A 12,299-nucleotide genomic window follows, 5' to 3' on the forward strand; every position below is an offset into this window, starting at 1 on the left:
GCCGACCGGTGCGACGGGCTACAGTCCCGGCCGCCGTCGCCGGCGCCGCTCCTCGAGGAACTGCTGCGATCGTTTTCCGGGGCCGCCCTCGATCGGCCAGCCGCGGGTGCGCCAGACGGGCGGCTCGGGTTCGAAGTCCCGACAGGAGCCGGCGCACTCGGCTGCCGTCTGGCACCGGTCCTTGGCGGCGCAGTACGGCAGCGCCTGGTGAGCGTCTCGAGCGCGTAGCTGAAAGTGTCGGCAGTCGGGACGCATCGTGTCGACGAACGAGCGCCAGCCGCGTTCGTAGGCGCGTTCGGCGATCGCGAGCCGTTTGTCGGCCTTCCAGTCGGGATCGACGGACTCGAACCGGGCGGCTGACCCGTCCCGTTTCCCGCCGTCGGGTCGCTCGAGGATCCGCGTTCCCGGCTCGTCGACGGCAAGCGAGCGGGGATGCCACGCGACCTCGGCAGTGAGGTCGTCGGGTGCGAGCGCGAGGATGCCCGCCTCGATCGGCAGATCCTCGAAGAGAACCGGTTCGACGCGCTCGCCGGTTTCTCGGGTCGCGACCCAGACCTCGTCGGCGAGTCCCATCGCGACGTCGTACTCGAGTTGCGCGCCGAGCGCGCGGGCGGCGCTGGCGTCGAGGTCCGGCTTGTTCTCGATCGCGACGATTCGCTCGAGCCAGTCCGGATAGGTCCACTTGCGCCGAATCTCGATGCGATTTCCCGACTTGCGGGTCTCGAGGATGCCCCGATCGTCGGCTTGGTGGATCGCCTCGCGGACGTAGCGCCACGGATAGCCGGGGTGGGGGAGCGCGTCGCGGTAGTAGGCCCATTCGGCGGGGGCATTGCGGACGAGATGAAGGAGGTCGCCATCGAGCCGGTCGGGACCGAAGTTCGCGCGGCGGCGGAGGGCATCGGGGTCGCACTCGAGGACGATGGTGTCCCAACGCCGGCGCTTGGTCCCGAGCTGGCGGGCGACGACGAACGCGCGGTCGTCGCTGGCGGACTCGTCCGGGGGCCACTCGCGTTCGGCCCACCGGCAGCTCCGCAGCTCGAACCCGAACTCGGCGGTGTGTGGGTCCACGCAGGCCCTTGGGAACGCGAGTGCAAAAACGCTGCTCGATCTGTCAGCGGCCGGTCAGTCGGCCAGCGACGGCAGCGGCGCTATCAGCCGAGTCTCCGACTGGGACGCGATGGCGCGCCGTCGAACTGTCACCTGTCGGTGGCGAGGTGATGTCCGACGGGATTCGACCCGACGATCGGCAGCTGTCGACTACTCTTCGTCCTCCTCCTCCTTGCGTTCGTCGAGGAACTCGTGGGCGTCCTCGAGGATCTCTCGAGGGCCGTCCTGCGTGACGGTGTTGATCGCCTGGTCGTAATCGCGCCACTGGAGGTCGCGATGCTCGTTCGATAGCTCCGCGCTGGCCTCGAACGACTTCGCGATGAAGAGGTGAACGGTCTTGTGGATCGTCTTGCCGTTCGCCTCGAAGACGTAGTCGTAGTCCTTGCGGAAGCCGTCGAGTAGTCTGAACTGTTCGATACCTGCCTCTTCCGTTACTTCGCGGATCGCCGTCTGCTGAAGTTCTTCATCTCCTTCGACACCGCCCTTGGGAAACTCCCAATCGCCTGGGCGGCTCTTGAGTAGAAGATACTCGCGCCGGCCCCGCGTATCGCGGAAGAGGATCGCGCCTGCGCTCGTAGCTTCGACTGCCATTAACTTCGATAATAGGTGAGACGTTAAGAGAATATCGGACTGTTCGTCCAGCGTACACTGATTCCGGACTCGATTTTCACGACGTCGTCGGACGACTGCCCGCAGTCGGTCACCGCCGGCGGGGCGACCGGTGCGTCTCAGCAAGTTTTTACGCGCCGACCGTGGACGTATTCGACACCACTAGCCATGACCTTCGTCACCCGTCTCACCCTCCAGAGCGGCGATCGAGCCGCGCTCGATAGTATCGTCGACGACATCAAAACCAACGCGGAGCGAAAGGGAGCGGCGCTGAAAGGCCCCCACTCTCACCCCCCCGAGACGTTCTCGGTCCCCCAGCGCTGTCGGCTCCACGCAGACGACGACCGGGAGTTCTCCTCGTGGAAGTACACCGTCTTCACGCGCGAACTCGAGATCCACGGTCACGACAGCCTCGCGCGCAACATCGCCTCGCAGAGCTTCCCCGACTCGGTCCACATCGAGGCCGAGGTCGAGCAGATCCACGGCGCGGGTCGCGGGAACTGAGCGTCTCTCGGTCTCGCTACAGTTTCGAGTCACTTCTCTCGAGATGCCACCGTCGACAGGGTTTTTTACCGTTCCCACAGAGGTGCGGATATGACCGCAGACGACCTGGTCTCGCTTCGCCGAGACCTCCACCGAAAGCCCGAGCCCGCCTGGTGTGAATTATATACGACCGCACGGATCGTCGACGAGCTCGAGTCTCGACTGGGCGACGACCTCGCCGAACTCCACGTCGGCCCCGACGCCATCGCGGGCGAGCATCGGATGGCGGTCCCCGACGACGCCGACCTCACCCACTGGTACGAACGCGCTCGAGATGCGGGGGTCGACGAGGACACCCTCGAGCGGCTCGAGGGCGGCCACACGGGCGCGGTCGCCGTTCTCGAGCGCGGCGAGGGGCCGACCGTCGGCCTCCGCGTCGATATCGACGGATTGCCGCGGGCGGAGTCCGATGACCCCGCTCACCTCCCCGTCGCCGAGGGATTTCGCTCCGAGCACGAGGGCGCGATGCACGCTTGCGGCCACGACGCTCACGCGACGATCGGGATCGGTGTGCTCGAGCGGGTCGCTCAGAGCGATTTCCGGGGCACGCTGAAGGTATTCTTCCAGCCCGCAGAGGAGGTCGTCGGCGGCGGGAAGTCGATGGCCGAGAGCGAACACATCGAAGACGTCGACGCCCTGCTCGCGGTGCACATCGGGCTCGACCATCCGACCGGCGAGATCGTCGCCGGCATCGACGGCTTTCTGGCGGTGTCGCACCTCGAGGCCGAGTTCACGGGCGAATCGGCACACGCCGGTGGCCACCCAGAGCAGGGGCGCAACGCCGTGCAGGCGATGGCGACGGCCGTCCAGAACCTGTACGGGATTCCCCGGCACAACGACGGCAAGACGCGCGTTAACGCGGGCGTCGTCGAGGGCGGCAGCGCCGCGAACGTCATCCCCGACGAGGCGCGGATCGTCGCCGAAGTTCGAGGTGAGACGACCGAGCTGATGGAATACATGAAGCGCCGAACCCGACGGGTACTCCGGAGCGCGGCCCAGATGCACGACTGCGAGGTCGAAATCGAAACCGGTGCGGAGGCCCCGAGTGCGACGAGCGATCAGGAACTCGTCTCGGTCGTCGCCGACGTCGCGGGCGAGACGGCCGGCGTGAAGCGCGTTCTCGAGCGCGACGATCTCGGCGGCAGCGAGGACGCGACCTTTCTCATGCGCAAAGTGCAGGAAAACGGCGGTCGTGCCTGCTACGTCGGCGTCGGCACCGACCACCCCGGCGGCCACCACACCGCGACGTTCGACGTCGACGAGGCGAGTATCGGCCACGGGATCGACGTGCTTGCGGGATCAATCGAGCGGATTAGCCGTCAACAATCCTGACCGGCGCTTTTTCAACTACTCTCGAGCGGGAGTGGCCGGGAGCGGACTCCGAGCACCGCGAGGAATCCGTGACCCGGGGAAGGGCAGGCGGTTCACCGATATTCACCGCGAGCGAGGCTGGAGGCCGAGCGAGCGGGCCGACGACCGACCCAACGGGGAGGGAGGAGTGCTTTTCATCGAAGCTAAGCGGGATCGAAGATCCCGCGAGGTCCGAGAGAGCTTCGCTCTCTCGAGATTTTGCCGAGGGCGCGGCGAAGCCGCGCCCGCAGCGCAAAAGTTCGCTGTTAGTACTTTGGGTCAGCCCCGGTCGTCTCGTAGACCTTCTCCATGAGTTCGTCGCGGCGGTCCTGCCAGCCCGCGAGTCCCGCGGGGCTGGTCGGATAGTTCTCGTAGTGGGCGAGCAGTTCGTCGGCGCGGCGCTTGGTCCGGTAGAGGTTCCAGATGGTTCCCCAGTGACCGCGACTCTTGACCAGGGCCTCGAGTTTGAGTTTGAGCCCGATGTCCGTGCTGCCGGAGTACAGCGCTTCGGCGAGTTTGTCGCCGGGCATCGCGGCGAGCAGTCCCATCAGGTCGTCGACGTCGACGGCCGTCGAGAGGATGTTGTAGACGTCCAGCGCGGCGTAGCGCGCGCCGAAGTGCTCCATCACCTTCTCGTTGTACGCCCAGAAGGTGTCCTCGCTGTAGTCGCCGGTCTCGAGGGCCTCGATGGCCTGCTCGGCGGCGTACTTGCCGCCGTAGGCGGCACCGGCGATGCCGCCGCCCGTGGTCGGGTTGACGTGGCCGGCGGCGTCGCCGATGGCCATGTAGCCCGGATGGACGGCGGAGTCGTAGGGCCGCCGAGTGGGTAGCGCCGCGCCGAGTTTGTCCTCGACTTCGGCACCCTCGAACTCGGGGCGGTTCTCGAGGTCGCGTTTGAGGTCGTCGACTAATTGCATCGGCTCCTCGGTCATCTGGAAGCCCAGGCCGGCGTTGATCTCGGTGTCGGTCCGCGGGAAGTACCAGAGGTAGCCCGCCGCGCGCTCGGTGGGCTTGAAGACGAGTGCGTCGTCCCATTCGACGGGGTCCTCGACGTGAACGATCTCGCGGTAGGCCGAACAGAAGTGACTGTAGTTGACGTTCGTGTCGAACGTGGAGTCCGAAAAGTCGACGTTGTCCTGGAGCACCGACAGCGAGCCCGCGGCGTCGATGACGATATCGGACTCGTACTCGAGCGGCTCCCCCTTGCGGATCGTCTCGACGCCCGTGACGCGGCCGTCGTCGTTCTGGACGACGTTTTTGACGACGGTGTCGTAGTGAAAGTCGACGCCGGTGTCTTCGGCGCCGTCGATGATCCGCCGGCCGTACTCCCACCGGTCGATGACGGCGAGCTCGCCCGGGACCGGAATCTCGAGGACGGTGTCCTCCTGTGGAATCTCGAAGCGACCGTGATCGACGCCGGTGTTGGTGAAGGCCGGCTCGAGTTTCGATTTCGGAATCGCCTCGGGGAAGGCGTCGGCACCCTTCAGCGCGTCCCCGCAGGCGATGTGGCCGGCTTCGGTCTCGGACTTTCGCTCGAGGACGACGACGTCGTACCCTTCCCGTGCGATGGTCGCTGCGGCGTAGCACCCTGCAGTGCCGGCTCCGACGACGACAGCGTCCGGCGACTGCGTTCCCGTCGTCGTAGTAGCGGCCGACTGTTCCTGCGTACTCATACCAACACTGTCCACACCACGGGAAGAAAACGTTTTATGTGTGAATTGTTGGATTAGCGGGGTCGAAACCGGACGACGACGGGTCAGTTTCAGTTCGGGCGTTTGCGTCGGATTCGTTCGAGCGAGCGGGTTTCGGTGATCGATTCCCGCTGTCATCACGACAGCGGGGAATAAAGAGTTTTAGTGCGGTCTTTCGTAGCGGCCTGTATGACAGAGTACACGATCGAGTTCGTCGGCACGGGTGAGACGATCACCTGTACCGACAAGGAGACGATCCTGAGTCGGTGTCTCGAGGAGGGCATCGCCCAGGAGTACTCCTGCCGAGTCGGGATGTGTCTCGCGTGTTCGGCGAAGATCCTCGAGGGGGAGGTCACTCAGCCCGCCGCCCGCGGGCTCACCGACGCGGAAGCGGAGAACTACGCGTTGACCTGTATGGCGCGTCCGCAGTCGGATCTGAAACTCGATCGCGGCAAGTACCCGCCGAGCATCGAGGGCGACCTCGAGGCCGGTGGCACGAACGACGGCGCGGTCGCCGACGACTGAACGCGCCGCGGTCCGTATCACCGCTCGTTTCTTCGGCTCGTCCCATCGTTTCCCCCACGGTCGCCGTCAGCCCCGCTGCGGTCGCCGTTAGTCGGCGACCGCGCAGTTGTTCGGCCCGAGTTCGAGTTCGAACGCCGTCTCCCCGTCGACGTCCTCGAGGCCGAGGTTCGCTGCGACGATCCGCTCGTGATTGGCCGGCCGCGGCGGCAGGTCGCTCGTGACGCGCTCGACGAACTCGGCTTCGTCCAGCGAGAGCGCCCCGACTCGATCGCGCAGCGCCCCCATTCTGGCGACGAACGCGCCGTTGTCCCACGGCTCGGCAGCGTCGCTGTAGTGGCCCGGTGCGATGATCGCGTCGTCGGGCAGCTCGAGGAGGCGACCCTGTAGGGTCTCGTACAGCCGGCGTGCCGCGTGGGCCGCGCCGTCGTCCCCGCGTTCGAGGTCCGGCCGGCCGACACCCTCGAGAAAGAGTGTGTCGCCGGTGAACAGGAGGTCCTCCAGTCGGTACGAGAGCGATTCGGTCGTGTGACCGGGCGTTGCGACCGCGGTCAGCGTCGCGTCGCCGACCCGTAACTCGTCGCCGTCCTGCCGAGCGTGCGAGGCAGGGCTCGCGGAACGCAGTTCCGCGGCGTCGCCGATCGTCGTCGCGTCGAACGCCAGCCCGCGGTCGGTCGCGCCCTCGGGGACGACTGCTTCGGCGTCCGTCCGTTCCGCGAGGGTTCGAACGCCGCTGACGTGATCGGCGTGGACGTGCGTGTCGATCGCGTACCTGATCGGCGCGTTCCGGTCCTCTGCGTCGTCGACGTACCGATCGGTGAACGCTCGAAGCGGATCGATCACCGCCGCCTCGCCGTCGCTGTAGATCGCGTAGGCGAGACAGCCGCTCGAGGGGCGGTCGTACTGGACGACCGTCGCCGGCGCGTCGGTCTCGAGTTCGCGGGCGACGTACAGATCCGCCCAGGCGTCCATCCCGCCGGCGAGGTTGCGCGCGTCGATGCCCGCCTCCCGGAGGAGGGAGACGGCGTGCGCGCTCGCCTCGCCGCGGCCGCAGACTGCGAGGATCGGCTCCGCCAGATCGGCCGCAAGCTCGTCCGCGCCGCCCGTGGCTTCGGCCTGAATGAACTTCATGTGGGGGATTTGGACGGCCGTGACGGCTTCTCCCTCGAGGTGCCAGCGCTCGAACTCGTCGCGGTCGCGGACATCGAGGACGGTCAGTTCGTCGCCGGATCGCAGCCGCTCGGCCAGCGATTCGGGAGCGATCGAGGGGGTCTCGTCGGTCGGATCGGCGGCGTCGCTCCGGTCGGTCATGGTGATCGGTACGTGATTGCCGCGGTTAAACGCGGGGCCGGGCCGGACCGCCACCAACGTTCAACACGCTCCGCGGTGTCGTCGGCGTATGGACGCCGCCGAATTCCGGGACGCGGTCGAGGAATCGATGGAGACCGAACTCGAGCGGCTCGGGTCGTCCAAACTGCTCGTCGCGCTCACTGACGCGGACCTGACGGCGGAGACTGTCCTCTGGACGGTCGCCGACAGCGAACGCGCCGCAACGGGGACGTTCGAGGACTGGACCGACGACGAGAGGGACGAAGAGGCCCGCGAGGCGTTCGCCGAGTTCCGCGACCAGGAGCGCGACCACTACGACCGGGTCACAGCGTTGATCGAGGGCGACCACGAGTTCGACGGCGACGACGCGGGGCCGATGCACGACGAACTGCGATCGCTCGAGTCGACGGCGGCGCGTCTCGGCGGGGTCGTCGGACGGTCGCTGGTCGGCGACCGGACGCACCTGCAGGTGGTGAGCTTCTTCGTCAACGAGGGCGACGAGCGACGGGCCGACTGCTTTCGGGAGCTGCGATCCGACACGGCCGCGCAGGGTGAGCGGGCGGCCGCGCTGCTCGAGAGCGTCTGTGCAGAGGACGAGGACTGGGAGCGTGCACGGGCGGCCGAGGAGGTAATCGAGGCCGCATACGACGCGTACGCGGGTTCGCTGGACGACCTCGGGATCGATCCGAAACCGATCTGCTGAGGCGGGGACGGTGGTTAAGTCTGACGGCGTACTCCACTCGGGCCAAGCATCGTATCTGTGAGCGATCATCGAGAGCGAGTGATTTTAGAATGTCTCATCCACACAGGTCGTGACTTTTTGATATTGGTTCCCCAGTTATTAAAATTATAATTGACATTTTTCCATCAAAGGCTTTATTTCTAATCAGCTCTTATGGTATATATGGTCAGTCCAGCAGAGAGTATACTCCTATCTCTATATCTCATTCAATTTCTAATCGCTATCTCCGTATACGTAGACATGAGTCGCTTTGACCTTGATAAATTTCAGCGATATGACCTAGCCATTCTCGTTCCTCTTGGCGGTTTTTTATTATCACCCTATTATGTGTTTAAGAGAGAGGATTTGGAGAAAAGTGAACATCCCCAATTCTCATATGACAGAATCAAATCAATATTAGTGTCTACGAGAGCAAAATTGTTTGCCCTCACCCTTATGACTGGAGTTCCTTTTAGAGCAGCCGGATCTCAAGCACCTGGTTCGAAATCTCAACTTGTCCTTCTTATGATCAGTGGAATCGGGGCGTTCCTTCTTTTTAGAATATTACGCCAGTATCAGTCTGCATATATGTGTGTGACGTCGATCTCGTCTGTTTCCGGGGTCACACTCATATGAACGTCGTCGGTACGGAGGTCCGATGCACCGATAGAAACGAGATAGCGGTGCATTTCTTCGTCCGTCGTGGTTCGTTGGAACAGGGGCTCGGGATCGTCAGCCGTCGCCCGCAGCCGAGCGTGGGTTCCCTTGGGCCAATCGGCGTCGAGCGCAGGAACCCGCTCTTCGAAGTAGAACGCCGCCGTTCGTCCGTTCTCCGAGTCAGTGACGAACAGCGATCCGTAGTTCGCCGGAATCAAAACGATTACCGACTCGTTCTCCAGCACTGTGGTGTCGTCCGACTGTAGCTCCAGTCCTGGAATTTCTCTCACGATCGACTCAACTTCCGTTCTCGCCAGCAACGAGTCGATATCGACTGTCGCCTTATTCGCTGATGCGGTGCTTACGCCAACAAGTCCGGTGGCCGATGCTGTGCCGAACGCCGCGGTGTTTTTTAGTAACTCTCGCCGATTAGTTCTCCCATTTTCAGACATCAATTTTAATTTTATATTTTAGCACAATAACTATTTCCATGTATCAGATAGAGGAACCTGCGGGAGCAGTCGATTCACATTGAAAACCGTTTGAACCACTTTTGGATGTGGCTTCGCGCGCTGTTGTTGAAACGTGGAGAACAAGGAAAGTCAGATAGCTACCAGCGTCGGCGAGAAACTGAGTAGTCTGTGTAAGATTTGACCTATATAGAAGCGTATAGTACTCGATGGAGGGCGGTTAATCAGGACTTTTAGTGAAGCATGTAATGGAAGCAGAACTCGACCATGCGATCGAAAAGGTGCAGAAGGTGAACGAGATCGTTCGGACATCTTTGTCACAATTCTTACTTACAGTCCACGGCCTTGAAATGTGAGTACAGACGGCTAGAAGTGGTGAAGATGGACCCTCCTCCCTCTGATCCGCTCTGCGGTCTAACGGCTCGCGGTCCCCATCACTCGACGAAGTCGATGTCCTCGCCTTGCGCGGGCGCTTCGGGCTGGACGGCGTCCTCGCCGTCGGGCCGGCCGTAGATCTGGGGCGACTCGACGCCGGTGACGACGATCATCGTCCGCATGCTGCCCTCGAGGCTCTCGTCGATCGAGGTCCCCCAGATGATGCGGGCGTCGGGGTCGATCCGGTCGTAGATCTCCTCGACGACGCCCTCGGCCTCTTCGATGGCCATGTCGTTGCCGCCGGTGACGTTGACGAGGGCGGAACTCGCGCCCGAGATGTCGACGTCCAGCAGCGGCGAGCGGAGCGCGGTCTTGACCGAATCCTCGGCCTTCGCTTCGGAGTCGGATTCGCCCAGGCCGATCATCGCGACGCCGCCGCGTTCCATGACGGTTCGAACGTCGGCGAAGTCGAGGTTGACGAGGCCGGGTTTCGTGATGAGTTCCGTGATGCCCTTCACCGAGCGCATCAGCACCTCGTCGCTGACCTTGAACGCCTGTCGGACGGGGAGCTTTCCGACTGAATCGAGCAGGCGGTCGTTGGGAACGACGATGACGGTGTCGCTCACGTCGCGCAGGCGCTCGAGGCCCGCTTCGGCGTTCGTCCGCCGAACTTCACCCTCGGCGGTAAACGGCGTCGTCACGATCGAAATCGTCAGCGCGCCGGCCTCGCGGGCGGCCTTGGCGACGACCGGTGCGGAGCCGGTTCCGGTGCCGCCGCCGAGGCCGGCCGTGACGAAGACCATGTCAGAGCCGTCGATAGCGTCGTAAATGTCCTGCTGGCTCTCGAGAGCCGCTTCCTCGCCGACCTGCGGGAGCGAACCGGCCCCGCGTCCGCCCGTTTTCTCCTCCCCCATCAGGATCTTCGTGTCGGCGTCGATCTCGACGAGGTGCTGGACGTCCGTGTTGGCGGCGACGAGCTTCGCGCCGTGGATGCCCTCCTCGTGCATGCGGTTGATGGTGTTGCCGCCGGCACCACCGCAGCCGACGACCGTGATGTCGGTCTGGAGGTCCTGCAGGACGTCTTCCAGCTCGTCGTCGGTCATCGTTCCCGTCTGATGCCCGTCTGCTGAGCCGCCGTCTGCCGATCCGCCACCCTGTGGCGCGGCGTCGTCGGGGGCCGTGGCCTCCCCGTCCTCGGCCTCGTCGATCGCGTTGTCGATTATGGAGTCCATTCTTGCCCCTGTCTAAACAATGGAGCATAATTACCTTTCCCCCACACGTCAGACGGATGTCTGACACGTTAATTGATTCTTATGTGTCTGGGTATGGAGTAGACGAATTTGCAGGAAGACCCCGGGAAAGATCGTCTTACTATCGGCTTTCGTATCAATCAAGTCGGAAATCGCCGCGTCCGTTCGGTCGTAACTCTCTCGGGACTGACTGTTTCCCCGTCGACGGTGACCGACTCGCCGTCGGCGAGCGCGCCGAACTTCGGTCCCTCGGGAACGCCGACCTGGTGTGCCAGCGCGGGGTCGAACGCGGTCTCCTCGGCGACGACGGCATCGTCCTCGATCGTCACCGCGTCGTACTTTTCCTCGAGCACGGCAGCCAGTTCCGTAACGATCGTTTCCCGGGGTCCGTTCGAGTCGGCGTCATCCCCGGTTTCGCTGTCGACATCGGTATCGGGGATCGCCGCCCGCAAACCGACGCGACTCCCGCCGTTTTCCGTCGCGAAGGCAACGGTGTTCGTCTCGACGATCGCTCGGACGCGATCGGGGTCGATCCCCTGTGCAGTACTCACGAGATCGGCTGGCAGCTCGACGACGGTGACCGACTCCGCGAGCCGGTCGCCAAAGCGGCTCCCGTCGTCGACGGCCCCCAGTTCGGACTCGACCGCATCGACGACCGCGAGCGGGCGGTCGTCGACCTCGCGAAGCCACGTCTCGCTCACGATGCGGCAGTCGAGGTCCGCGAGCGTCTCCTCGAGGACCGGCCACTCCCCGTCCAGCAGCGCGATATCGGCGTTGCTGGCCTCGAAGGCCCGCTCGAGGACCGCGCGGTGGGTCGTCGGGTGATCCATCGCCTCGAGCGCCCAGTCGGCCGCGACGTGGCCGACCGCCCACGCCGTCTCGCGGACGACCCGTCCGAATCGCGGCGCGTAGTGGTTGCCGCCGAAGCCGACGACCTGTCTGGACCGATGGGGGTCGACAGTTCGCAACTCGAGGATGGCGCGCGCCACGGCGTCGGCACCGGCGGGATCGTCCCACTGTTCGTCGCCGCTGCCGAGTTCCGCAAAGAGCGACGGGCAGCCCACCTCGGAGGGACCGTGGTGAGTACACTCCATTCCAACGTCGTATCGCTCGGGGGCGTATTTGTCGAACGCCTCGAGCAGCCGATTCAGCGCGTTCGGCGCGGCCTCGGCCAGCGCGTCGGGCTCGCCGCCGAACTCGGCCGGGCCGAAGTTGCCCGTGAAGTGGCCCGTCAGTAGCGCACCGGTGTCCCCCGAGTGCCGGGAGGCGAAGACGAGCAGGTCCGGGTCGCAGTCGAAGGCGTCGGCGGGGCGCTCGAGGTCGATGTGTAACTCGTCGAACGAGCGGAGTTCTGCACCGTCGGTCCGATAATAGGTTCCGCCGCCGTCGGCCGTCGGGAGGTCGTCGTCGGTCAGTTCCGCCCAGTCGGCGCGCTCGCGGAGAGACCGGCAGATATGCTCCGAGGCGCGGTCGGCGCGGCTTTCGACGATCGCGATCACGGGAGAGCGTCGGTGCCGGGCCGACGAATAGCCTGCGCTTTCGACGGCGGTGATGGCATTCGTCGACCGGTATCCGTCGGAGCGCGCGGTCGAATCGGTTTGGCCGGGCACGCTACTCGCCATCGGCCGTTTGCTCTCCGTGGTTTCTGGCATCCTCGTCTCGGCAGCGCTACCCG

At 64.5% G+C, this 12,299-nt stretch carries 11 protein-coding genes; 4 read left to right on the forward strand and 7 right to left on the reverse strand.

Annotated elements, in window-relative coordinates; genetic code table 11:
* Positions 1-18: 18 nt before the first annotated feature.
* Both LDH74_RS20460 and LDH74_RS20465 read right to left on the reverse strand, forming a co-directional pair.
* The gene (locus LDH74_RS20460; RefSeq protein WP_226040494.1) at positions 19-1,068 is read right to left on the reverse strand and encodes a DUF5787 family protein; all 1,050 of its coding nucleotides are present in this window, start codon (positions 1,066-1,068) and stop codon (positions 19-21) included.
* A gap of 189 nt (positions 1,069-1,257) precedes the next feature.
* On the reverse strand, positions 1,258-1,698 hold the full coding sequence (locus LDH74_RS20465; RefSeq protein ID WP_226040495.1) for a bis(5'-nucleosyl)-tetraphosphatase: 441 nt from the start codon (positions 1,696-1,698) through the stop codon (positions 1,258-1,260).
* A 186-nt stretch (positions 1,699-1,884) separates the two neighbouring features.
* On the opposite strand from LDH74_RS20465, the gene LDH74_RS20470 reads away from it, so the two are divergent.
* Together LDH74_RS20470 and LDH74_RS20475 are read left to right on the forward strand one after the other, a co-directional pair.
* On the forward strand, positions 1,885-2,220 hold the full coding sequence (locus LDH74_RS20470; protein ID WP_098724481.1) for an uS10/mL48 family ribosomal protein: 336 nt from the start codon (positions 1,885-1,887) through the stop codon (positions 2,218-2,220).
* Positions 2,221-2,310: 90 nt separating this feature from the next.
* Entirely contained in the window at positions 2,311-3,591 is a 1,281-nt protein-coding gene (locus LDH74_RS20475) for an amidohydrolase (RefSeq protein ID WP_226040496.1), read from the forward strand.
* A gap of 284 nt (positions 3,592-3,875) precedes the next feature.
* Here the strand turns inward: LDH74_RS20475 and LDH74_RS20480 are convergent, their stop codons facing one another.
* Positions 3,876-5,282 (reverse strand): geranylgeranyl reductase family protein, encoded by a 1,407-nt coding sequence (locus tag LDH74_RS20480; protein ID WP_226040497.1) that lies wholly within the window; start codon positions 5,280-5,282, stop codon positions 3,876-3,878.
* Positions 5,283-5,489: 207 nt separating this feature from the next.
* Between LDH74_RS20480 and LDH74_RS20485 the strand changes: the two genes are divergently transcribed.
* Complete coding sequence (locus LDH74_RS20485) at positions 5,490-5,825, forward strand: 2Fe-2S iron-sulfur cluster-binding protein (protein ID WP_226040498.1); 336 nt, start codon at positions 5,490-5,492, stop codon at positions 5,823-5,825.
* A gap of 87 nt (positions 5,826-5,912) precedes the next feature.
* Here the strand turns inward: LDH74_RS20485 and LDH74_RS20490 are convergent, their stop codons facing one another.
* Positions 5,913-7,133: an MBL fold metallo-hydrolase gene (locus LDH74_RS20490; RefSeq protein WP_226040499.1), complete on the reverse strand. Its 1,221-nt coding sequence runs from the start codon at positions 7,131-7,133 to the stop codon at positions 5,913-5,915.
* 88 nt (positions 7,134-7,221) lie between these two features.
* Here LDH74_RS20490 and LDH74_RS20495 point away from each other — a divergent pair, with 88 nt between their 5' ends.
* Positions 7,222-7,854 carry a rubrerythrin family protein gene (locus tag LDH74_RS20495; protein ID WP_226040500.1) on the forward strand — a complete coding sequence of 211 codons (633 nt, stop codon included), beginning with the start codon at positions 7,222-7,224 and terminating at the stop codon, positions 7,852-7,854.
* Positions 7,855-8,447: 593 nt separating this feature from the next.
* On the opposite strand, the gene LDH74_RS20500 is transcribed toward LDH74_RS20495, so the two are convergent.
* The 3 genes from LDH74_RS20500 to LDH74_RS20510 all read right to left on the reverse strand — a co-directional run bounded on the left by LDH74_RS20500 (position 8,448) and on the right by LDH74_RS20510 (position 12,276).
* Positions 8,448-8,819, reverse strand: a complete 372-nt coding sequence (locus LDH74_RS20500) for a hypothetical protein (protein ID WP_226040501.1) — start codon at positions 8,817-8,819, stop codon at positions 8,448-8,450.
* 614 nt (positions 8,820-9,433) lie between these two features.
* Positions 9,434-10,606: a cell division protein FtsZ gene (gene ftsZ, locus LDH74_RS20505; protein WP_226040502.1), complete on the reverse strand. Its 1,173-nt coding sequence runs from the start codon at positions 10,604-10,606 to the stop codon at positions 9,434-9,436.
* Positions 10,607-10,764: 158 nt separating this feature from the next.
* Positions 10,765-12,276, reverse strand: a complete 1,512-nt coding sequence (locus tag LDH74_RS20510; RefSeq protein ID WP_226040503.1) for a D-aminoacyl-tRNA deacylase — start codon at positions 12,274-12,276, stop codon at positions 10,765-10,767.
* Positions 12,277-12,299 lie beyond the last annotated feature (23 nt).

This window comes from Natrinema sp. DC36, assembly GCF_020405225.1.
In the GTDB taxonomy this organism is placed as follows: Archaea; Halobacteriota; Halobacteria; order Halobacteriales; family Natrialbaceae; genus Natrinema.